Source organism: Coleofasciculus sp. D1-CHI-01 (assembly GCF_040218875.1).
GTDB lineage: Bacteria > Cyanobacteriota > Cyanobacteriia > Cyanobacteriales > Coleofasciculaceae > Coleofasciculus.
Genome location: NZ_JAVJQP010000146.1, coordinates 66,562 through 90,657, shown reverse-complemented (window position 1 = coordinate 90,657; position 24,096 = coordinate 66,562). Strand labels below are relative to the sequence as shown.

The 24,096-nt window shown below is 46.1% G+C and carries 16 protein-coding genes; 11 read left to right on the top strand and 5 right to left on the bottom strand.

The window, feature by feature from the left end:
• Window positions 1–156 precede the first annotated feature (156 nt).
• Window positions 157–1,950: a penicillin-binding protein 2 gene (mrdA, locus tag RIB93_RS25875; protein ID WP_446377050.1), complete on the bottom strand. Its 1,794-nt coding sequence runs from the start codon at window positions 1,948–1,950 to the stop codon at window positions 157–159.
• A 303-nt stretch (window positions 1,951–2,253) separates the two neighbouring features.
• Between mrdA and RIB93_RS25870 the strand changes: the two genes are divergently transcribed.
• From RIB93_RS25870 to RIB93_RS25855, 4 genes are all read left to right on the top strand, one after another.
• Window positions 2,254–3,387: an ABC transporter ATP-binding protein gene (locus tag RIB93_RS25870; protein ID WP_446377048.1), complete on the top strand. Its 1,134-nt coding sequence runs from the start codon at window positions 2,254–2,256 to the stop codon at window positions 3,385–3,387.
• A gap of 5 nt (window positions 3,388–3,392) precedes the next feature.
• The gene (locus RIB93_RS25865; protein ID WP_446366789.1) at window positions 3,393–3,800 is read left to right on the top strand and encodes a hypothetical protein; all 408 of its coding nucleotides are present in this window, start codon (window positions 3,393–3,395) and stop codon (window positions 3,798–3,800) included.
• A gap of 190 nt (window positions 3,801–3,990) precedes the next feature.
• The gene (locus tag RIB93_RS25860; RefSeq protein ID WP_446377046.1) at window positions 3,991–5,106 is read left to right on the top strand and encodes an ABC transporter substrate-binding protein; all 1,116 of its coding nucleotides are present in this window, start codon (window positions 3,991–3,993) and stop codon (window positions 5,104–5,106) included.
• A 188-nt stretch (window positions 5,107–5,294) separates the two neighbouring features.
• Window positions 5,295–6,158 carry an ABC transporter permease gene (locus RIB93_RS25855; RefSeq protein ID WP_446377076.1) on the top strand — a complete coding sequence of 288 codons (864 nt, stop codon included), beginning with the start codon at window positions 5,295–5,297 and terminating at the stop codon, window positions 6,156–6,158.
• A 597-nt stretch (window positions 6,159–6,755) separates the two neighbouring features.
• Here the strand turns inward: RIB93_RS25855 and ctpB are convergent.
• Window positions 6,756–8,078 carry a carboxyl-terminal processing protease CtpB gene (gene ctpB, locus RIB93_RS25850; RefSeq protein WP_446377044.1) on the bottom strand — a complete coding sequence of 441 codons (1,323 nt, stop codon included), beginning with the start codon at window positions 8,076–8,078 and terminating at the stop codon, window positions 6,756–6,758.
• A 252-nt stretch (window positions 8,079–8,330) separates the two neighbouring features.
• On the opposite strand from ctpB, the gene RIB93_RS25845 reads away from it, so the two are divergent.
• Window positions 8,331–9,038: a YdcF family protein gene (locus RIB93_RS25845; protein ID WP_446377042.1), complete on the top strand. Its 708-nt coding sequence runs from the start codon at window positions 8,331–8,333 to the stop codon at window positions 9,036–9,038.
• On the opposite strand, the gene RIB93_RS25840 is transcribed toward RIB93_RS25845, so the two are convergent.
• Entirely contained in the window at window positions 9,032–9,967 is a 936-nt protein-coding gene (locus RIB93_RS25840; protein ID WP_446377040.1) for a hypothetical protein, read from the bottom strand. The genes RIB93_RS25845 and RIB93_RS25840 overlap by 7 nt on opposite strands.
• A gap of 409 nt (window positions 9,968–10,376) precedes the next feature.
• A complete protein-coding gene (locus RIB93_RS25835; protein WP_446377038.1) occupies window positions 10,377–12,167 on the bottom strand; it encodes a peroxidase family protein in 1,791 nt (596 codons plus the stop codon).
• A gap of 457 nt (window positions 12,168–12,624) precedes the next feature.
• On the opposite strand from RIB93_RS25835, the gene RIB93_RS25830 reads away from it, so the two are divergent.
• The 5 genes from RIB93_RS25830 to RIB93_RS25810 all read left to right on the top strand — a co-directional run bounded on the left by RIB93_RS25830 (window position 12,625) and on the right by RIB93_RS25810 (window position 18,234).
• Complete coding sequence (locus RIB93_RS25830) at window positions 12,625–14,049, top strand: NADH:flavin oxidoreductase (RefSeq protein ID WP_446377036.1); 1,425 nt, start codon at window positions 12,625–12,627, stop codon at window positions 14,047–14,049.
• A 79-nt stretch (window positions 14,050–14,128) separates the two neighbouring features.
• Complete coding sequence (locus tag RIB93_RS25825; protein WP_446377034.1) at window positions 14,129–15,586, top strand: c-type cytochrome; 1,458 nt, start codon at window positions 14,129–14,131, stop codon at window positions 15,584–15,586.
• Between the two features lie 26 nt (window positions 15,587–15,612).
• On the top strand, window positions 15,613–16,038 hold the full coding sequence (locus tag RIB93_RS25820; RefSeq protein WP_446377032.1) for a hypothetical protein: 426 nt from the start codon (window positions 15,613–15,615) through the stop codon (window positions 16,036–16,038).
• Between the two features lie 294 nt (window positions 16,039–16,332).
• On the top strand, window positions 16,333–17,766 hold the full coding sequence (locus tag RIB93_RS25815) for a c-type cytochrome (RefSeq protein ID WP_446377030.1): 1,434 nt from the start codon (window positions 16,333–16,335) through the stop codon (window positions 17,764–17,766).
• Between the two features lie 135 nt (window positions 17,767–17,901).
• The gene (locus RIB93_RS25810) at window positions 17,902–18,234 is read left to right on the top strand and encodes a hypothetical protein (protein WP_446377028.1); all 333 of its coding nucleotides are present in this window, start codon (window positions 17,902–17,904) and stop codon (window positions 18,232–18,234) included.
• A 292-nt stretch (window positions 18,235–18,526) separates the two neighbouring features.
• On the opposite strand, the gene RIB93_RS25805 is transcribed toward RIB93_RS25810, so the two are convergent.
• Complete coding sequence (locus RIB93_RS25805) at window positions 18,527–21,130, bottom strand: single-stranded-DNA-specific exonuclease RecJ (protein WP_446377026.1); 2,604 nt, start codon at window positions 21,128–21,130, stop codon at window positions 18,527–18,529.
• Window positions 21,131–21,416: 286 nt separating this feature from the next.
• Here RIB93_RS25805 and RIB93_RS25800 point away from each other — a divergent pair, with 286 nt between their 5' ends.
• A complete protein-coding gene (locus RIB93_RS25800; protein ID WP_446377024.1) occupies window positions 21,417–24,014 on the top strand; it encodes a CHAT domain-containing protein in 2,598 nt (865 codons plus the stop codon).
• The last annotated feature ends 82 nt before the right edge of the window (window positions 24,015–24,096 follow it).

Sequence of the window (24,096 nt, the reverse complement as noted above, 5' to 3'; positions counted from 1 at the left end):
AGCCAATTAACGTAATCTGAATACGATATTTGTCTTAGTACACCTTTATCATTCGTCAGGGAACAGGGAACAGGGAACAGGGTAAGGTAGAGTTGTGAGTTAACTCACAACTAACTCCCCCAGCTTCCCCAGATTCCCCAGCTTCCCCAGCCCTACCTACTTTTCCTTTGCCTCGTCCGGGGACTTGGCATCAAAGTAAGCTTCCAACACCTGCTTAACCATCGGTGCAGCTACGGAACCGCCACCACCACCGGAATGTTCAGCAAAAGCGACCACGACAATCTCGGGTTTATCGAATGGCGCAAAGGCACCAAACCAGGCGTGAGGCTTTCCAGGTGGCGCTTCGGCTGTGCCACTCTTTCCAGCTACCGGCGGTAGATGAGGCACATTTAACACTTGTCCCGTACCACCATCAACCACCGCTCGTAATCCCTTACGTAGTGTGTCTATCGTTGAAGGCTTCATTTCCATTGACACCCGCCAATTGTTTAACGCCTCATTGTCCTTATGTAAATGTGGTTTAACTCGATAGCCACCATTAGCCGGAACAGCAAACATGACTGCCACTTGCAGGGGTGTTGCCTGAGTAAATCCCTGACCAATGGACATATTCACGGTATCTCCCACTGTCCATTCCCAGTTGAAGCGCTCCCGCTTCCAGGTATCATCCGCAATCAAACCGGCAGCTTCTTCAGACAACTCAATTCCCGTGGGTTGACCAAATCCATAGTTCCTTGCCCATTTAATCAGAGTCGGTCCACCTACCCCTTTGCCAATTTGACCATGAAACGTATTACTACTCCACGCCATAGCTTGCTGGTATCCCAACGGGCCAAAACCGGCACGGTTCCATTCGCCAAAGGATGTACCCCCAACATTCAGGGCGGCAAAGGTGGGCAACACGGTACCTGGTCCAAATTTCCCTGACTCCATACCCGCGGTTTGGGTCACCACCTTAAACGTACTTGCCGGGGGAAATCCGCGCATCGCCCGATTGACAAAGGGATTTCCTTTCCCTTGCAATTGCTTCCACATATCTGGAGTAATCCGGCTTGAGAAAATGTTGGGATCGAATGTAGGGCGGCTAACCATGGCTAAAACCGCTCCATTTCTGGGATCAAGGGCGACAATCGCACCCTTTTGATTCCCCAATGCGGCTTCGGCTGCCTTCTGGGTCTTTAAATCAAGGGTAATTTGCAGGTCTTTGCCTGATTTTGCCTCTTTCTCACCCAGAATGCTCAGAACTCGACCTGCACCATCGACCTCCACTTGCTGACCGCCCCATTCTCCTCGCAGGCTTGGTTCAAAGGCTTCTTCAACCCCCATCTTCCCAGCAACATCGCCCATGCGATACCCTTGGGCGCGACGTTGTCCTAGTTCTTGATCATTCAGTTCCCCGGTATATCCCAAAACGTGAGCACCTACATCCCCATTGGGATAGTCCCTTACCGCTTCGATATCCACCTCGATGCCATCCAGTTGATGGCTATACTCCTGTAAAGCGGTGATTTGGGCAGGTGAAAGCCCCCGTTCAATTCGGATCAGCGAGGGTGAATCAAAGCCAGCCCGTTCGACTCGTTTTTGAATCTCATCTTCGGGAAGATCTAACAGTTGGGATAGACGTTGGCGCGTTTGGGGCCATTCATCTTTTTTCAGCGCCACGGGCCATAAGAACACTGAATGAGACAAGCGAGAGCTGGCAAGCACTTTGCCCTTACGGTCGAAAATATTGCCCCGCACTGGTTGCTTCGGTACCAGCCGAATCCGGTTATTTTCAGCCAGTTGTCGGTTACGTTCTCCCTGAACCAACTGTAAGTACGCCAAACGAGAACCCATTGCCCCGACTAGGAACAAACTGACAATCAGCATGACAATGACCGATTGGTAATTGCGTCCAACGGTACGGGGTGTCGTTTGGCGACCTCCGGAATAGGGCTGAATCACGGTCATAGTAAACGGCTTCTCAACTCTCTTTAGTAGTTTGTACTCAGTCTAGTGTTGATTGTGACGCTTTTTTCACAGAAGTGGCTTATCTGTGCCAAACTAGGTCGTTAACCCAGTCGCATCAAGGTGAAATAATAGCGCATCCTTTCCTCGAATGCATTTTTAGCGGGTCAATTCTTTGAAGCCACCCCGCCAGGTTAGTAGACAGATAAAATAGACCCAAGTATAAAAAAAAGGATTAACGAATTCACATTGGATCGGGTTTCATTGGTTAAATCAGGGCGACTTTGCGCTAGTGAATGAATTATTATGTTTCAACCTTCCGTTAAAGACCAACGCGCTCCGGATGCTACGGCTGAGCTTGATGTTGAACTCCGCAAGGTTTTCAAGGTTTTCAATGGCGAGACCGCGGTTCGGGGAATTGACTTGAAGATCCGACGGGGAGAATTTTTTAGCATTCTCGGTCCATCGGGTTGCGGTAAAACGACTACCCTGCGCTTAGTGGCAGGATTTGAGTCTCCGTCTGCAGGTGAGGTTTTGATTCAAGGGCAACCCATGAATCACATACCTCCTCACCGCCGACCTGTCAATACAGTATTTCAAAGTTATGCTTTATTCAATCACCTGACGGTTGCGGAAAATGTCGCCTTCGGGTTGCGACTGAAAAAACTCAAGGGGACAGACGTTGAGGAGCGAGTCAAACAAGCCCTCAAACAGGTGCAAATGGAAACTTATAGCAATCGATTTCCCGCTCAACTGTCTGGAGGACAACAACAACGGGTAGCATTAGCACGAGCCTTGGTGAATCGTCCTACTGTTCTATTGTTGGATGAACCCTTGGGGGCGTTAGATTTTAAGCTTCGCAAAGAAATGCAGGTGGAACTCTCCAACTTGCATCAGGATTTGGGGTTAACGTTTATTATGGTGACCCACGACCAAGAAGAAGCGCTGAGCCTGTCTGATCGGATTGCCGTGATGGAGGCGGGGAAAATTGAACAAGTGGGCAACCCCACTGAAATCTACGAACGTCCCCGTACCCCCTTTGTGGCTGATTTTATCGGTGATACGAATCTGTTTAAGGGTCGCCTGCACGCTGCCGATTCTTCTACGCTACAAATTATCACGTCCAGCGGTTTGGAAATGGTTGTGCAATCCCCTGACGCCAAAGAATGGATGAGTAACTCTAAGGAAATGGTGGTTAGCGTGCGTCCGGAGAAAATTCGCTTGAGTCTTTCACCACCCAACTCAACCGTGAATTGCTTTGAAGGTCGTCTCAAACATGTTATGTATCTGGGAACTCACGTTCACTTGGTCGTGGAACTCCTAACTGGCGATCGCCTGACGGTTATGCTGCCGAATAATGCTATGAACAAGCTACCCGAACCCCATACCTCAGTGTACGCCCGTTGGGCAACGACCGATTGTATCGCGTTAGAGGAGTAATTACTATGGCACAATCAGGAGTCAGGTTGTTTTTAGCTGAATTGGAGTCGCACTGTAACTCGAGTGCGATCGCGACGTTCCTCAATAGTGATGGAGAGTCGTTTGCCATTGACCTTAATCGTCAGGGACATAAGGTAACGTATGGAACGGATTTGGATATTAAGGAATTCTTTGTCGCCAAACTTTTGGGGGGGTGTCAACCTCATGGCTCGTTGATCCTGCGTTCGTTTACGCCGGATATTGACGAATTTACCCAGTTACCCATCAAAGAATTACGGGGCTATGTTCTGCAAGGGACAGGGAATGATCTCGAATTTGAGAAACTTCCTCCCAAGATCATGTTTGCCTGTCACAACACCGATGCTGAAACTGGGGAACCTTTGCCCCTAGAACAATCTGTCCGCTATTGCTAAAGTTGTTGTTCGTCCTTTGTCATTCGTCCTTCGTTCTTCGTTAGGGAACAGGGAACAGGGAACAGGGAATTCTTAGTTGTCCTTGGTTGTTGACCAATGACTATTAATGACTGGTTGCTAATAGCGTTAAAGCCATGACCAATGACTAATGACCAATGACCAATAACCAATGACTAATGACTAATGACTAATGACTAATCAGCCAACATCCCGAAAACGACCAACCCGCCGTCAGTTTTTACAAGCGGCGGCTTTAACCCTACCTTGGCTAACGCTGTCAGGGTGTGGCTGGAGACTGGCGAATGTGCGTCCGGCGGCGGGGAGTCAAGATGATGCCAATCTGTTATACATTTATACGTGGGCTGGCTATACTGACCAAGATTTGTTAGACCGCTTTGAAGAAGAAACCGGGATTAGAGCGATCGCGGATGTCTATGATTCTAATGAAGCGATGTTGGCTCGATTGCAAGCGGGTGGTGGGGGCGCTTATAGCATCATTTATCCTTCGGAGTACATGGTGCAAAAGATGATCAATATGGGGATGTTGCTAGAACTCGACCAACCCCGCATCGAGGGGATGTATCGGTTGTTTCCCCGTTTTCAGCAAGCCGACTATGATCCGGGGAATCGCCACTCTGTTCCTGTCAGTTGGGGAACCACAGGCTTGATTTACAATACCCAGCAAGTCCAACCCCCGCCAGAGGATTGGGATTATCTGTGGGTGTATCAGCAGCAGTTGGCAAAACGGATGACGTTGGTCAATGATGTGCGAGAAGTTATGGGTGCGGCGTTGAAAAAGTTGGGGTATTCTTACAATTCCACCAACGTGGAACATATTCAAGCCGCCTATCAAGCCCTGATGGACTTAAAACCTGCGATCGCGTCTTTTACATCTGATGCTTGGCGTCCCCAGATTCTCAGCGGAGATTTAAAGATTGCCATGTGTTATTCGTCCGATGCCACGGAAATCATGCCAGAAAATGAAGATTTACGCTATGCGCTTCCAGAAAGTGGCTCCTCTCTCTGGATTGATACCCTAGCCATTCCTAAAACCGCTCCCAATGTCGAGGGCGCTTATGCTTGGATTAATTTTATGTTGCAGCCGGATGTCGCCGCACGCATCGTGGAACGCCTAAGTTTTGCGACGCCCAATAAAGCTGCTTATAATCTCTTACCGCCTGACCTGAAAAATGATACCAGTCTATTTCCTCCAGAAGAAGCCCTGGAACGGTGCGAAAATTTGGAACCGTTAGGAGATGTTGAAGCCGTCTATGACCGCTATTGGACTAAATTGACCAGCGCCTAATTATAGCTGTCGTCCTAACGGTTAGGACTTTCTTTAACGCCTAAAATGACCCCAACTTTTGCCCTCTGTCTCCTTCTATAAATGCTGACTAATTCATAATCAATACTTATACTGTGTCTACCGACAAAAAAGTTTCCCCCACCTCCTTACCCAATCCCGCAGCCAAAGATCATCAGGCTGAACCATTTATCGAAGAACCCACCCGTTCTAGACGCCAGTGGTTAGAACCCTTGGCGTTATTAGGACCGGCTGGACTGTGGCTGTTTTTATTGTTGGTTTTACCCACTCTGATCATCTTCGAGTTGAGCTTGGTTCCTGATATTAAACCGGGGGATATTGTTAACCCGTCGGGACTGGAGAACTATCTGCGCGTCTTTGAACCAATCAATTTGCAGGTGATGGGGCGATCCGTGTTTTTTGCAGTAGGTACGATGGCGATTTGTCTGGTGTTGGGGTTCCCAGTAGCCTACTGGATTGCTCAGATGGCACCGAAGCGCTGGCAGAATTTACTCCTGTTAGGGTTTATCCTACCCAATTTTACCTCCTCCCTGTTGCGCTCTTATGCCTGGATTACGATTCTGCGACCCACCGGGGTACTCAATAGCATCTTAACCTCGATTGGCTTACCCGCGTTGGAACTCTTAAATACCAGTTCGGCGGTATTAATTGGTATGGCGTATAGTTATTTACCGTATATGGTATTAATTCTCTATGCGTCCTTAGAGAAATTAGATCGGCGTTTATTGGAAGCGGCGGCGGATTTGGGTGCTAATCCGGTGCAAACGTTCTGGAAAGTAACCATACCCCAAACCTTTTCCGGTATTGCGGCGGGTTCGATTCTGGTGTTTATTACCGCTTTGGGGGATTTCGTTGATCCGGAGTTGTTAGGGGGGGCTTCCAGCATGACGGTATCTCGTCTCATTTACAACCAGTTTCTGGGCGCAACCCAAAACTGGGGATTTGGTTCAGCGCTGAGTATGGTGTTAATCTTTGCCGTGAGTATTGCGATCGCGCTTTTAATTAAGTACGGGGATATGGAACCGCAACGCTAGTTCGTTCTTCGCTGGCTAATATTCAGCCAGTACGTTTTCGCTTTTCTCCCCCAGAAAATTGCTATTTGTAACAACTCCTAAACTTTGGTAAATACTGTTTGGCAGCCAGGGAGAACCATGTTACTTTGAATATGGAGATCGTCCTCCAGAGACAATAACTGGAGAAAAACCAACGAAGAGTCAGAGGTGATGACGATCATCCCCAATCTTTGGCTCTGCCACAGAAGTAACCAACCTAGCGTAGCCTTAAGGGGTTAGATTCGGTGAAAACCGAAACCCAACTCAAGTCCAGAAAGACACATTTATGCGGGTCAATAAGCGGTGAATCTGTGGATTTTGTAATCTGTGGATTTTGTAAACAGTAGTAAGCTCAGATTAAAACCTGAAAAATTAACGGCTTGAAAAGTCCTAATAGAACGATCACTTGGGTCTAATCTCTTTGGTTAGACCCATTTGATTATGCCATTTGATTATGATTGATATCATGTCCGGTTGAAGTCTGTCAATTGTAGGGGCGGGTTTAGCCGTTTAATTTGGTTATCTACCGATAACCTCAAAAGCAAAACCCGCCCTGTGTCATAAACAGGAGATATACGTTTAGCGAACACTAATCGGTTCAGTCGGCTGATTCAAACCCCGTTCTGCCAGCATCGTATTTTCCAGAACTGTAAGCGCTTGCTTATATTGGGGATCTTCGATTGTGGCACGTAACATCGGTTGGGTAACCAAACGCCGCTGTTGGGCGCGAGTTAAATCAATTTTCACATCAGGGTTAATTCCTTTGTGATTAATATCAATACCACTGGGAGGATAGTAGCGGGAAATCGTAACCGCTAAACCTGAACCATCCGACAAGGAATGAACCGACTGTACCACCGCCTTGCCAAACGTCGTCGAACCGACAACCCTCGCCCGTTTATTATCCTTCAGCGCACCCGCTAGGATTTCACTGGCGCTAGCTGAATTGCCATCAACTAAAACAACCAGGGGAAGCTGAGTTAGTGCGCTTTGATTCGCCGAAAACTTCTGTTCTCCACCTTTGCGATCAATGGTGTGGACAATCTCACCCTCATCGAGCCACATCCGGGCAATTTCAATACTGGCGTACAATAATCCACCAGGATTACCACGCAAATCTAAAACATAACCATTCACATCTTGGCTATTCAGATTGCGAATTGCCCGTTGCATTTGTTCAGGTGCGTGGGAACTAAATTCATCAATGCTGATATAACCCACCCGCATTTGACCTTCCTGCTTGAGGGTATAGTGTACAGACGGTAGCTCAATCTGAGCGCGGGTTAAAGTAACATCAAAGTGATTTTGCCCTTGACGAGATATTTTCAGAGTGACGGATGAGCCAACTTCTCCGCGAATTAACGCCGAGGCTTCTTCCGCACTCATCCCTTGAGTGGATTTGCCATCAATAGCGATAATTTTGTCTCCAGATTTAAGTTCGGCTTTGAATGCCGGTGAATTTTCAATCGGCTCAATAATAACCAGCTTCTGGGTTTTCTCATCCACACCCATGCGAATCCCTACCCCAGACAGTTCACCTGCTGTTTGATCCGTTAAGGCTTTGAATTGTTCGGGTTCTAAAAAGCGAGTGTAGGGATCACCGATGGGTTCTAGGGCGTCGCGAATGGCTTTGTAGGCTTGTTCTGGGGACGTATAATTGCGGTTGAGTAGCTGTTGACGGGTCGCTTGCCAATCCACTTGATTGAACGAGGGATCAACGTATTCCTGATTAACAATTTGCCAAACTTCATCAACAACCGTCTTGGGACTATCCTCAAGCGCCGCAAAGACAGAGCGATTGCTGCCAATTGGGGCTAACCATGATAATGTGGCTGTTGTTGCGATCGCACCCGTTACGAGGATGCTTTTCAGCCAAGGGAAGGTTTTAGAATATTGATTCATGGGAAATACGTCGAACAGACTATGGGTTGGTTTAAAGCGGACAGTCAAAGCGTACCCAGTCGTTGGCTGCAATAATTAGCATTCCCTGAGTAGGGATAGCATGGTTCTGGCGGCATCAAATCCGTCTATTGCTACTATACTCAACTTATCTGGCTAATTTCCAGAAATTTTGTGCCAGTTGACCTATTGTCCTGGTGATGAAGACAATGTCTTCGCCTCGGGCAGTAAGAGTGAATCAAGTGGTAAGCCTCAGTGAGACGATTGATAACACGCCATTGGCTAGGGGTTGCGCGTTGGCTACTGTCTAAGCAACGACTACGCTGGTTAGGCTTAGGGCTATTGAGCCTAGTCGTTATTCTTAGTATAGGGTTACTTTCTAGTATCTTCAGATTGTCGGCAGGAGCCGCTGCACCTGTAGATACGTTCTTTGTTTTGGGGGGAAGTATTCGCCGGGAGGTTTATGTGACTCAGTTAGTGAAGCAACATCCCCAAACTCCGGTTTTGATTTCTCAAGGCTCTGATGAACCCTGTATTTTGCTCATATTCCAAAAGTATAACGCGCCCATGGGTCAGGTTTGGTTAGAAAAATGTGCGGATTCCACGTTTGGTAATTTCTACTTCGGTATTCCGATTTTACGGCAGTGGGGGGTGCGTCATGTTCAGTTAATTACTTCTCCCACCCATCTACCACGAGCGGGGTGGATGGCGCAAATTCTTTTGGGAGCAAATGGGATTTGGGTGGATGTGGATACGGTGCAGGAGAAGGGAATTCCGGGGAATCAAGAATCATGGTGGAAAACGGGACTTGATGTGACGCGCAGTCTGGTTTGGGCGCTATTGAGTCAAGGAATTCAGCCTCACTGTTCCGAGGTTACGCCACTAACTGAGGTTGATTTAGACGCTTGGCAAAAGTCAGGCTTTGATTGTGAGTATCAATGGTGGTTGAAGCTGGATTATTGATTGGCGAAGCGCTGATGTCTAAAAAATAGTTGGCTATCACCGTAGTAAGATGCCACAAATTCCGAGGTGGTTTCCAGATGTCCGATAAGTTGGGCATTTTGGCGATAACTTGGCTCGTCTATGATATCAGCGTTCTGATCGGCGTTTTCGTCTCCTACGTTTTGGGGAACAACAGCATAGAGAGAAAATAAACAGGTTCCAGCCGGAATCGTGGCTAGGTCATCTCTGAAATCATGGGGTGGCTGTTCAGGAAACTGAAGATTGGGATTGGGAACCAGAAAAAGGCGATAGGGATAAAAGGGATCAGGTTCTAGATGACCCGTTTGGTCGATTTGGGCAAAGCCTTGCAAATAGAGTTTGCGGGGAAATTTGCTGACGCGGCGGAAGATTGAATTAATCAATTTAGAACCTAAATCATTTTCTGCGGGAACGATATTAGATAATTCATTGGCAAAGAAATTATAGTTATTACCTTGACCAGTGAGGGAAACCAACGCCGAGACATTTTCCGAGGGTTGGCCATCCACCAAAAGCTTTAGGGCTAACCCTGGGGCAAATCCGCGATCGCTGGGATCACCGGTGAGGGATAATCGAAGCAGACCGTAGTCAGCACCTTTAAATAAACCAGTAAATGGACTATTCTGGGTTGGGATCAACTTAACCTTAGCAACACTGGCGTGGGCGTGAATGGCTTTGTTCCATTTGCGAGGTGCTTCATCGGATAAGCGATCCATTTTGATGCTCAAAAAGGTAAAAAATAAACCGATAACGTCAATTTTTTTCAGTGGCGGTAGGGTATCGTAGCGGGATGCTAAAATTCTTTGCTGCCAAATCAAGTCCTGCTTTTTTGCAGCCGTCCAGGATTCATAGTCGGCAGGGAGAGGTTCTATATTGTGGGCATTATGCCAAAATTTTTGTAGATTTTTCATGGAGGTGACTGGGTAAAAAAGTATGTCGATTTATTGTTATTTTTGCTTAACACTTCATCCTTCATCTCTCAAATTTATGGGTTAAATCCATTAGTTTTTTCTGGTATTCCTAGAAACCGGGTTTCTCGTGAGGATGACCAATATCAACCTTTCACCCAAAGAAACCCGGTTTCTTGACCGATGTCCTAGCCACCCATACTCCCCATGGAACAAAAAGCGAAGCAACATCTGGTCTCCCCCATGGAACAAAAGCGAAGCATCCGCTAGCTTCCCCCTTTTTAAGGGGGACGGGAGGGGGATCTATAAGGGGCGTTGCGACCCCTCCACACCTCCGCCGCAACGCTTCGCTAGTTACGATTACCTATTGCCCATTGCCTATTCCCTATTCCCTATTGCCCAATCTCAACAATTAATACCCCGAAACACCGACTTTACGCCAAGGAGCAAAGGCATTTTGTACACCAAATAAAGCGGGGCTGACGGTGGGATAATGGCGGCGCAAGACAGTTAACATACTGTTGTTGTCAATCCAATCTAAACCCCATTGAGTATAGACTTCGGCGGTGTAGTCTTTGGTGAAGAATCGATCGCTCTTGAGTCGTCGGGATGCCATTAGGATAAAGATACGGAAGGCTGTGTCACTGAAGCCAAATCCGGCGGGTGGGTTTTCGGCAAACATACCCACCATTAAATCAACGCTGTCGATGTTGTTGTTGTAAACCTCCCGGAGTTCCTTTGCCCATTGCGGGTTCTCGGTGATGTCCTCAAAGGTTTTGACTCGTTCACGACCAATGAGTTCACGGAATTGATTATAACGGGGAACGCCGCGTTCGCGATCGCGTAATATATCCACAGCAGCTAAATCGAAAACTTCGCCGTTATCCCGGACTAATTGCTGTAGTAAACGCGGGTAGTTATGTAAGGTAATCGCCCCAGGATGAGTAATGCCAAAGGAGTAGAATAAATCGGGCATCCCTACTTTATCGACTAAATTACGACTGCGATTTCCTGATACTTCAAATAGATTTTCGGTAAATCGCAATTCCCCATTGTCGAGAGAGTAAAATTCAAACTCATCTGGCATTAAGGGATGCATCCGATAGACGGAGACAAATTCTTCGGTGAGATAGTAGGGGGCAGTATGATGATCTGTCGTTGAGCCGACAATCCCACTCAGGAGTTCCCCCTCTCCAATGCGCCCAAATAAGCGTTTGACATGTGAACCTAATAATCCCCACCAGTTAGCGTTCATAGCAATTTCTAAAGCTGGATGTCCTAGGATTGCAGGCGTCCATTCAACGGTGTGGATTTTAGCGAGTAAGGCGGCGTTAATCAGTCGGGCGTGGTTGAACAGATCATCGTCTGTCCAGTCGGGATATTCATTTTTGAGATGATCACATACGGTGTTATGTTCTTTGACAAATAGAGTATGTAACATACTCAAACCCACCCACCAGTTTTCATCAAAACCAACGAGATCAACGCCATTTTCAGGGTTAATGGGTAATAAGTCATCCTCGCCAATAATTAGCTTCCCATCACTATGAGTCCGCAGCTTATCAATGGTTTCTTGATCACTGCCATAAATTTGCGACGCATCCCACCAATGAGTAACTCGGTTCAGAAAGGTAGGCGGATTTTTGGTATCTTCGTCGGGGCGGGTTGAGTCGGGTAACGTTGTTCCTACTTCTAAAGGTCGATAGTCTTGGGGCCAGGGATCATCGGCTTCTAGAGGAATCTCAACTTTCTGGTCGAATGTACCCCCATGGGCGAACCAGTCATGGGTTTGAAATTGAATCCAAGAGGCGGCATGTAGGTTTAATGTGCTAGCGGGTACAAATTCATCCCGCGTCAGTAATTTGCGGCTAATTGTGCGCGGATTGGGTTCGAGTAAATTCTTTTGGTCAGGGTGAGTGTATTGGAGGGGAACATTGCGTCCAAAACGGGAACCCGCCCGACCCATTTCTGGCTGTTCCAGGTCATTAAAACTCCCGTCGGCTGTGCGAATCTTGAGATGGTCACCCTCTGGACTGGGTGTAGGTTGTGTCCCCTCACCTTGGGTCGGTAATTTTGCGGTATCATGTAGATTTTCTTCCCGCAGCCGGTTCCGGAACTGGAATAACTTGACTAATGCCAAGGGAACGGGGAATTGATGCCAAGGTTTTTGCTGACCTCGACCTGATTGGGATGATTTAGCCATGATGTTAATTCCTTTTATTTGGATACAATATTTAACAATTCTGTCGGAGCGTAATCGGGACGAAAACCAATAGTCTTTATAGTAAATCTCTATCTTGTTTCCGACAAGCCCTTTGAGTAAATTTCCTGAATTAATCTCAACTCTCCCCAATTTATACCAATTCAAGGGCTGCGAGTTCTCAGCCGTTAACTTTTATTGTCCCTACCTCCTGATCTTATGGTGCTAACACCCCTCAGCCCATTCGCCACAAAACCTGAATACTTTTAACAAAACTTAAAATACCTCCCCATTTTTTTCAGGATTTGCCATAATCAAAAAATTAGAATATTCTGGATTTTTGTCGCCACCTGACAAAAAGGCATACCTACGAATCAAGTCCGGAAATGCCAACATACCTTAAACCCTGTGTATCCACTGCATCTTCTATAAACATCCGCTGCTGGCAATAACGAATGACATGACCAATGACAACGATATCATTTTTCAACCGCTAACATTCCGAAACCTCACCGTCAGTAATCGCATCTTTCGGTCGAATATTTCCGGCAGATTCGATAATTATGACGGTTCCGGAAACCAAGCCCGAATCAATTGGGAACAAAAGTTTGCCCAGGGAGGCGTCGGCGCGATTATTTCATCGTTTACGCCAGTACAAATTCGCGGACGAATCCTGCCAAATTATGCCACGATTGACAGAGATGACCGTATTCCATTCTGGCGTAAACTTGGTGAGGTGGTGCATGAGTACGACTGTAAATTTATCATGCAACTGAGCCATTCTGGGCGTCAGCAGGATGTGAGTGGCGTAGAAAACCTTAATTTAAAAGCCCTCAGTTCAACCAGTATCACAGAATCGTTTCATGGTTTTGAATGCCAAGCCATGACCAAGGCTGAGATTCAAGAAACAGTTCAGGCGTTTGCGGCGGGGGCGAGACGGGCGCGAGAGGCGGGATTGGATGGGGTAGAACTACATAGTGCTAATGGTTATTTAATTACCCAATTTCTCAGTTCTGGGATTAATGACCGCCATGATGAATATGGGGGATCATTAGAAAATCGCGCTCGCTTTTTGTTAGAGATTATTAAAGCCATTCGTCAGGAAGTGGGTGATGACTTTCACCTTCAAGCCAAGATTAGTGCGGTGGAGTATAATAATGCTGTGATTCCCTGGGAAAAACCAGGGAATACGCTAGAGGATTCGATTCAAGTCTGTCAGTGGATGGAAGCGGCTGGAGTGGATGCAATTCATGTTTCTACGGGGAGTATATTTCCTCATCCCTTGAACCCTCCTGGTGAATTTCCCCGCATCGAGGCGATGCGCTGGTATGATTTGATGTTATCCAGTGGGATTCATACCTTTCGCAACTATTTATTATTTCGGTTTCCCCTGTTGCATCCGATTTTCTTATTCTTATGGAATCGGGTTCAGAAACAGACCCAAGACCAACCGATTCAGGGATTAGAGGTAAAGGCGCAAGCTTTGAACGAGTCGTTCCAGAGGTTTGTGAGTTCTGAACAGATGCAGGAACTTCTACAAAAGTATCAGGGGGTTAGTATTCGTCACGCGGCTGAGATTAAAAAGCAGGTGAATATTCCAGTGATATGTACTGGAGGCTTTCAACAGGCGTCCTATATTCGTCAGGCTATTCAGGAGAACTTCTGTGATGCGGTTAGTATTGCCCGCCCTTTGGTGGCGAATAATGACCTAGTGCATCAGTTTAAGGCAGGAAAAGACTTGCCTGAACGCCCTTGTACTTACTGCAACAAATGTTTACTTAATGCCTTAGAAAATCCCCTGGGTTGTTATGAGTTAAGTCGCTATAATAATTCCGATGAAATGATTGCAGAAATTATGACTGTGTTTGACCCTGCACCTTTTTAGGAAACGGCGAGTAGAGACGTAGCATGCTACGTCTCTACAGCTTGCCAAATCACTAATCACAAATCACCAATGAAAAATTATGGACAACTCAACGCCATTAAAGTCAACAGGGAAGGCGTTTAAGAAACTATTGATTGTGATTGCGGGGGTTATCCTCGTCGCCATTATTGGTTTGGTTTCTCCCCTAGTCTTAAATAATCCTGTCGATTATGATGATATTAATAATCACTTTAAATATGGTTCAATTGGCAGTGAACCAGAAAATGGAGTACCTTACTGGATTTGGAAAGTTTTACCCGCCGTATTTCCTGACCAATTACCCAGTGAAGGCTATCAATCGTTGGGCTTTCTTTACGAACCCGGAAAAGACCGTCCCATTGGATTTTCTCAGCGTCGCGTCTTGATTGACCGTGTTGGCTTAAATTGTGCGATTTGCCATGTGGGTTCACTGCGGGATACGCCTGAAAGTGAACCTCAAATTATCCCCACGATGCCCTCAAATACGGTAAATCTACAAGGGTATATTCAGTTTCTGGGCAAAACGGCTTTGGATGAACGATTCACTCCTAACCGAATCTTAGCCGAAATTGATGCCCAAGGGGGAAAATTTAATCCGATTCAGAAGCTGATTTATCGTTATCTGGTTATTCCCCAAACGAGAGATGCGTTGATTACTCAAGCAAGTCAACTGGCTTTTTTAAATGAACAACCGGATTGGGGACCAGGACGAGTGGATACATTTAATCCTTATAAATCAATTCAATTTAGCTTCCCGATGGACGAGTTAGAAGAGGATGAAAAAATTGGCACGGCGGATTTACCCTCTATCTGGAATCAAAAACCCCGTGAAGGATTACAACTGCATTGGGATGGGGATAATAAATCGGTTCATGAACGTAATTTAAGTGCGGCGTTGGGTGCAGGGGTGACACCAGTTACAGCGGATTTGGAACGGATTAAACGGATTGAGGATTGGTTGTGGGAACTTCCTTCTCCGGCTTATCCGTACCCGATTAATCAGGAATTAGCAGCTAAGGGTCAGCCCATTTATCAAAATAATTGTGCCAGTTGTCACGCCTTTGGCGGGGCGAAGGTGGGTAAAGTGACGCCGATTGGGGAAATTAGTACTGACCCGCATCGGTTGGATTCTTATACCTACACGTTACTGTCTAATCAAAATACCCTGTTTGTAGGGACGCCGGAACGGTTCAAGAATTTCCGTAAGACCGATGGTTATGCCAATATGCCATTAGATGGAATCTGGTTGCGATCGCCTTATTTGCACAATGGGTCTGTACCGACGCTACGAGACTTGTTAGAGGCTCCAGACACCCGTCCTCAAGTATTCTATCGCGGTTATGATGTGTTTGATCAAGAAAATGTCGGTTTTGTCTCAACCATTGCCCAAGAGAAGGGGAAGCAGTATTTTAAATTTGACACGACTGTACCGGGCAATAGTAACAGGGGTCATCTGTATGGCATCGAACTTTCGTCGGAGGATAAAGCCGCATTGGTTGAGTATCTGAAAACGCTTTAAGTTTTTTAGAATCAGGAGCAAAAATCATGAATGCTTATGCAAAATGGTTTAGTCGCATGGTCTGGTTAGGTATTGTGGTGAATATGTTTTTTGTGATTCCCCTCTGCTTTTTCCCAGACGTTCTGCTTTCGCTATTAAAGATGCAAATACCCGTGCCAATTATCTGGGTACGGGCGGCTGGACTCTTACTACTGGAACTAAGTATTTTGTATATTCCGGGAGCAATTGATCCTTATCGCTACAAAGCAACCGCTTGGATGTCAGTGGTCGTCACACGCGGCGCAGGCGCTACCTTTTTTCTGAGTGCTGTTTTGTTCTTTGGGCAAGATTTAGGATTTCTCACAATTGCTTTAGTCGATGTATTCTTCATAATTGTCCAAGGAACTCTGTTATTCTTGGCGATGAAGACTCAACAACCTGCGATGTCAGAAACCGCCCAAGAGTTTTCCTAAATCGGTCATTTTTGCGGAAGAATTTGAATAGGTAGGGGCGACCCGCTGGCATTGCTTAATAATTGGAGTTCACTCAATTATAGCTATCGCCATAAAAGTTAGGACATTTAAGGCTGAAACCAACCTGTATCAATAATAAATTGTCTCCTATCTGCCTTAGCATCTTCTTCCTTTTACTCTAGATAGGGTCGCCTTCTACTCTCTCAATTTGCCTAACTGGGATGCTTCCCCCTACAGGTTTTTGATGAAACAGACTACGAATTAATTCAAGTCAAGAAATAAAGGAGCAATTTTATGGAAAGTACACCATCAAAAATTGGACGAACCATTACCGCGATCGCAATCATTCTAATATTACTAATTGGTAGTGTGGGATATCTGGCGTGGTATAATCTTTTTCGCGAAGTAGATACCTATTACGAATCAGTCGAGGATCATTTTAAATACGGATCAATTGGCAGCGAAAATGCCGAAGGTGTTCCCTATTGGATTTGGTTAGTATTACCTCGAATTTTTCCCGATAAACTCCCAAAACCCGGTGGTTATACCTCTCTCGGCATTACCTGGGAAGAAGGACAAGAATTACCCGTTGGCTTTTCCAAAAAAATTATTGGCTTTCCCCGCCAAGGGATAACCTGTGCGCTGTGTCATAGTGCCACCTATCGCCAAACTCCGAAAGATAAACCAACGATTGTTCCCGGAGGACCTTCTAATAAATTTAATCTGCAAGGGTATATTCGCTTTCTCGGTGACTGTGCCACGGATACCCGATTTAATGCCGACTATATTTTAGATGAAATTAGCTATAATTATGACCTGTCTTTGTTTGACAAATTACTCTATCGGTTTATTATTATTCCCCGCACCCGGAAAGAGTTATTAGAGTTTAAAGAAACCTTTGCCTGGATGGAAGAACGACCCGACCAAGGACCTGGACGTATTGCCCCCTTTAATCCGGTGAAGTTTCGAGTTTTGGGGTTACCTCTAGATGACACAATCGGCAATTCCGATATGATGTCGATTTGGAATCGAAATCAACATGAAGGATTTGCCTTACATTGGGATGGGTTAGAAACATCACTCACAGAAACTGTGAACACTGGGGCGATTGGTGATGGGGCGACGAAGGAGTCAATTAATATTCAGGGATTAAAGCGGGTGGAGGATTATATTCGTCAATTACCGCCGCCGAAATATCCGTACACAATTGACCAAGGTTTAGCGGCAAAAGGGAGTCAAATTTTTGAGAGTAACTGCGCCACTTGTCATGCATTTGGTGGCGAACGAACCGGAACCGTTATTCCTATTGATGAGATTGGCACAGACCGCTATCGTTTAGATATGTGGACGCAAGAAGCGGCTGATGCGTATAATGAGTTTGCCGAGGGGTATGATTGGGATTTTGATCAGCTTCGCAAAACGAATGGATATGTGGCTGTAGCCTTAGATGGGTTGTGGTTAAGAGCGCCCTATTTGCATAATGGTTCTGTCCCCTATTTAACGGATTTATTGGAGATGCCGGAGAAGCGGACAATGGTGTTTTACAGAGGATATGATGTGTATAATCCGGAAAAAGTGGGCTTTGTTGCTGAAGGCGTAGCGGCGGAGAAAGAGGGATTTAAATATGATACCAGGGTGACGGCAAATAGTAATCAAGGTCATGTTTATGGCACCGAGTTGGCGGCTGAGGATAAGTTGGCGTTGATTGAGTATTTGAAGACGCTTTAATGTTGTCCTATGTCTTTTGTCATTTGTTCTTTGTCAACACATCCCCTAAAAAATGGTAAGATTTTGGCATAAGGGTAAAGCCGACAAACCTGCACTCCTGTACCCTTTATTTGTTAAGGGGTGATTATAAATCCCATGACTGACTCCAATAAAACACAACTAACGTTGCAAAAAATCCTGGATAGCCTGGATCATTTAAGGATGGAGGAACTGCGAACGCTGCAAAAGGCGACAACTGAGCGAATTCAACGTCGTGTTGATGCTTTGGGTAAGCCGCTACTGAGTGACTTAGTGGCAGGGTTGGAATGGACTGAAGAGTATAAAGAGAATCCACCTATCTCAGATGCCCGACTCCAGGAAATCAAAGATGGGGCAAGACCAACTGATACTGAATTAGAGTATATTGCTGAAGCGTTGGAAATGGATACTGAGGAACTTTTGCAGATGCTGCGTTTTCGTCAAATTTGAAAACACTAAGCCGGGAACTAAAGTTCCGGCTAAAAGCTAAAACCCGTTAAAACGGGTTCATATTATGCCCGGTCAAACACCCCTAATAACAACGCCTGAAACCCTTGTTATTACGGCATTACAATTCAAGGAAAAAAGGTCAAACCTTTTCATATCCTTGCACCACTATCAGGGCAAATGTACCATTGCTACCCCTGCTCCCTCTGCTCCCTCTGCTCCCTCTGCTCCCTCTGCTCCCTCTGCTCCCTCTGCTCCCCCAGCTTCCCCATCTCCCCCTCACCACAGCACTTTTTCAGCAGCCCCTATTTTTTGATAGCGCTAACATTCCATGAATGGTGGACAAGGGAACCTGATAAAAATACTGACGCAAAAATTGTTCTTCTTCGATAGCCGATAAAAAGAGTTGAATGCTTTCCTGTGTGGTTGGATCGATCGCGTCTCCATCCAACTCCCCAATCAACCCACTAATTTGGATTGACCCGCCTTGGTGTTTCACCTGAAACCCTAACCCAGAAAGGGCGGTGAGTCCCCGATGTAAGGTGCGATCGCTTAATTCTAACTTGTCTTGCAATTGCCCTAGGGTAGCGGATTTCCCGGTGCGACTGAGGAATTTAGCTAGTCCAACTAATGTCTCCCACACCGGGCGAGATGAGAGTTGAGGTGGTGGCGGATACGCGATCGCTAATTTCCGTTCACTTTGCATCGCCCGTCTAAACCAGAGTTGCAATTCATCCCAACTGATGGGACATTCGCGAACGGTTAACGGATCACTGGGTTCAGGGGTGAGATTTTTTCCTGGTTCGCCCACTAAGGCGGGTGGCGTCAAAGGATTGGATATCGACAGCAGGTTCTCGCTATCCTCCTGCATCCCATCGCGCCAATCTAAAATCCAATCCAGTTGACTGGGAAGATTAAACGAGGAAATCCTATCCCCCGATTGAACCGCCACTAAGCGCACTTCGGGACGTTTTTTAAAGTTATTATAATCCAGTTCTACAATCGCATTACATCGACCCTTGGGAACTTCATCTCGATAATGTCCCCACCAGATACCGGGAAATCCCATACTTGTAGAATCATCCCAGATTTCTAGTTCGGTTTTAATATATTGTACCTTTTTTCCCTTTAAGTCCTGGGTATTACGATTCCAAACTGATTCAAACCAACAGTTTTCAATTAGCAATTTTGGAACCGGATTTCCCATGCCACAAGGTTCTAAGAGTTTAAGTTCCTGGAATAACGCTTTGCCTAAAGCCGCAACAGTTACGACAATATCAGCGGTAACAACTGGGGTTAACAAGGCGTCTTGGGCGGCGAGTTGTTGGCGTAACTTTTGATTAATCCCTTCGCTAAATAAGGGAATATTCTCCACAGGTAAACTTAACCCAGCGGCAAAGGGATGTCCGCCGAATCGGTGTAAGAGATGGGCTTGGGATTGGACTAATTCATACAGGTCAATTCCATTCACTGAACGGGCAGAACCTCTGGCGATCGGCGAAGTGTTGAGTGTTGACCCTTCGCCACCCTCGTAGGGAACCTGGTTTTGAGGGTGTAGGGGCGGGTTTAGGGAATTTCGTTGCCCTATTGGTGATAACCTTTGTTCAAAACCCGCCCTAACGGAGTGTGGAGTTAACTCTCCTTTCTCCTTTGTCTCCTCTACGTCTATGCGTCCCTGCGCCTCTGCACCTTCGTCTCCCCACTCGTAACCTGTACTTAATAAAACCGTCGGGCGTCCATATTCTTGGGCAATTTGACCCGCAACTAAGCCTAAAACTCCCGCTGACCATTGGGGATCATCTAGAACAATAACACAGGTGGTTGATAGGTCAAGTTGTGCTAGTTTTTGTTTAACCTGTTCCGTAATATCTTTCTGTAAGGATTTGCGGCGACTATTAGCTAATTCGGTTTCTAACGCTAAGGTTTGAGTATAGGCTTCATCGCGACGGGTTAATAATTCCACACAAAAAGACGCATCCCCCTGAATCCGACTGACTGCATTAATTCTCGGACCTAAGCCAAAGGAAATATCCGTGGGGCGATCGCCACTGCGCTGACAGAGTTCTAAAAGTTTAGCTACACCGGGACGGGTGCGGGTTTTCAATTGTTGCTGTAACTTTTCAATTCCCCGTTGGGCTAAATAGCGACAATCACCACTCAGTTGGACTAAATCCGCAATTAAACCAATTGCTACTAAATCTAATAAGTCTTCTAGAGGTTGTTGGGGACTATCGGGTAATGTTTGATACAGTGCCTCAACTAATTTATACGCTACCGCCACACCAGAGAGATGAAACAGGGGATGGGTTTCGGCAAAGTAGCGGGGGTTAATAATCGAAACGACGTTTGGGCGATCCTCTGGCAAGGTATGATGATCGGTAATAATGATGTCTATTCCTAACTTAGAAGCATACTCAATTTCGCTGAGATTGGTGCTGCCTGTATCGCAGGTGACAATCAGTTGGGTTCCCGCTTCTGCTAGTTGCTCAATTCCCGAACAATTCAAGCCGTGAGATTCGGTGAGACGATTGGGAATGTAATAGGTAAGGTGTTGGTTCTGCAGTAAAAACTGCCCCAATCCGTCCCATAAAACGCTGGTTGCGGTAATCCCATCTGCGTCAAAGTCTCCCCAAATTGCTACTTTTTCTCCCTTATCCCGCGCTTGCTGCAATCGTTGCACCGCCCGTTTCATTTCCTGACCAAATTCAAAGGGACTCGCGGGTTGATATAAATCGGGATTAATAAATCCAGCTAATTGATTTAACTCCCGAATTCCGCGTTGCCATAATAATTGGGCGGCGTAATATCCTTCTGATGCCGGGGCGTAGGATTTAACCGCATCGAGGAACCATTGGGGAACATCTGGAGAGGGTTGAATGTGCCATTGGGGTTGAGGCATAAGTCGGAGGGGAGGAGAGTTAGGCAAGACGGTTGACGGTTCGACGGCGTGAGTTGAAACAACGCCCGTATGAAAATCTTAGCTTGTTTTATGCTGGAAATAAGCGGTCACGCCTTAAAATTGGGTAAGAAGGAATTGCTCATAGTAAATATCCTTTACTCAAGAAAAAGGAAAAACTTAATGAGAGCATACGAAGGATGGGCGAGGTCTTCTCGCCGAGTAGGATAAAGGTTTAAGGGTAACGAAACTTGCTCTGATTGAGACGCTTAAATTCAGGATGGGATCTATGGGATGGTTGGGAAGACGTGCGAGGAAACGACTACTATTTTTAGGATTAGCCTGGTTAACCGTTGTGGGGATAATCGCATCTCCTGTCGCCCTGGGAAATGCCTCGACTCTCCCCCAGCCAAACCAACCACAGGATTCTTATTTGGCTCAATCCCTTGATCCAGTAAGCCGATTAAGCCAAGGTAAAATTGACTATGATCGGGGACGCTTTGCTGATGCAGTGCTGGCGTGGCAAGCGGCGGAACAGGTTTACCAACAAGCAGGCGATCGCATTAACCAGGCAATCAGCTTAAATTATCTGTCCCTCGCCTATCAACATCTGGGACAATGGGAACAGGCAAAAGAATCGATTGAGGAAAGTCTGACTATCCTCCCTACTCCCACCGATCCTGCACTCTTAGCACAAGTATTAAATACCAAAGGCAGTCTGCAATTGGCAATCGGACAATCGGAAGCCGCGTTACAAACCTGGAAAGCCGCCGAGACAGCCTATTCCCAAGCCGATGATGCTATCGGTGTCTTAGGGTGTCAAATCAATCAGGCGCAAGCCTTGCAAAGCTTGGGAATGTTTAGGCGATCGCAACAAGTCTTAGAACGGGTACAACAAGCCCTCACCCTACAGCCAGATTCGCTAATTAAAGCCACCGGATTACGCAGCCTAGGGATGGTTTGGCAAGCGATTGGGGAATTAGACGAGGCTGAAAACGTCCTCAAGCAAAGTTTAGCGATCGCCCAAACTCTCAATTCCCCCGCCAATATCAGCGCCGCTTTCTTGAATCTGGGTAATACGGCACGAGTGTTAGGCGATAGGGATGCGGCTATCAATTATTACCATAAAGCGGCAAAAACGGCAACCAATCCCTTAAACCAACTCGAAGCCCAACTCAACCAATTTAAGTTACTGATTCGTCAACAGCAGTTTAATCAAGCACAAGCCTTATTTACGCCAATTCAGCACAATCTCTCCCAATTATCTTCCAGTCGATATGCTATCTATGCTCAGGTGAATTGGGCAGAAAGTTTAATCGAACTCCTAGACAATTCAGCGGGATATTCTCCAGAATCTATCACATCAGAAGACATCGCTCAACTCCTCGCCAAAACCATTACCCAAGCCAAAGCCTTAAACGATATCCGCGCTGAATCCTTAGCCCTAGGAACCCTAGGAAAACTCTATAAAATCAACCAGCAATGGTTAGAATCTGAACGCTTAATCCAAAAAGCTCTGCTTTTTTCCCAAACCATTAACGCCAGAGATATTTCCTATCAATGGCAATGGCAACTGACCCAACTTTATCAGCAAACTGGAGATCTAAACGCCGCGATTACTGCCAATCAAGACGCCTTTGAACTGCTACAATCGATTCGGGGAGATTTAGTGGCGATGAACCCCGATGTGCAGTTTTCGTTTCAAGAACAAATTGAACCCATCTACCGGAATTTAGTCCGTTTATTGTTAGAACGTCCCTCACCGGATAACCTAAACCGGGCGCGTAATGTGATTGAATCTCTCCAGTTAGCCGAACTAGAGAACTACTTTCGCACCTCCTGCTTAGATGCTAAATCCGAGCAAATTGATACAGTTATTGAGGATAGCGATACCCAAACGGCGGTGATTTATCCGATTATTTTACCAGACCGAATCGCGGTGATTCTTTCCTTACCTGGACAGCCTTTAGAAACCTATAGCACAGCGTTACCTCAAGCTGAGATTGAAGAGACGGTGAATCAACTGCGACAGTCAATGAATATTGCCTACTCGAACCGCAAACGCCTGACGATTTCTCAAACCATTTATAATTGGTTAATTCGACCTGTAGAGACTCAGTTTAACCAACAGAATATCAAAACCTTAGTCTTTGTTCTAGATGGTGTGTTGCGGAATGTGCCAATGGCTGCACTCCATGATGGTCAACAGTATTTAATCGAGAAGTATAGCATTGCCTTAACGCCAGGGTTACAATTACTAGAGCCGCGATCGCTAACTCAACTGCAACTGCGTTCCCTGACTGGCGGATTAAGTGAACCACGTCTAGGGTTTTCGGCGTTACCGGCTGTCGAAGATGAAATTGAACAAGTTAGTACAAATATTCCATCCAATGTTCTATTAAATCAAGCCTTTACCAGCACCGCCTTAGAGAACAAAATTAACACAGTTCCGGTGAGTGTGGTTCACCTGGCTACCCATGGTCAATTTAGTTCAAATCTGGAAGATACCTTTATCCTCACCTGGGATAAACGGTTTAATGCCAATACCCTTTCTCAACTCCTCAAAGGTAAAAACCAAGACAATTCTCCCCCGATTGAACTCCTGGTTCTCAGTGCGTGTCAAACCGCAAATGGTGATCAACGAGCGGCGTTAGGATTAGCGGGATTAGCGGTGCGATCTGGAACCCGCAGTACCATTGGCACGTTATGGTCAGTCAAAGATAAATCAACGGCTCAGGCGATGATTCAACTGTACAATAATTTAACTCAGCCTGATACTAATCGCGCTGAAGCCTTGCGTCAAGCTCAGTTATTTCTACTCCAGCAAAATCAATACCAGCATCCCTACTACTGGGCACCCTTTATTTTAGTTGGCAATTGGTTATAAGTTATTTTTCATTTTTCATTTTTCATTTTTCATTCGTCATTTGTGATAATTGAACGGTCAGGTCGGGGCGGGTTTAGTGATA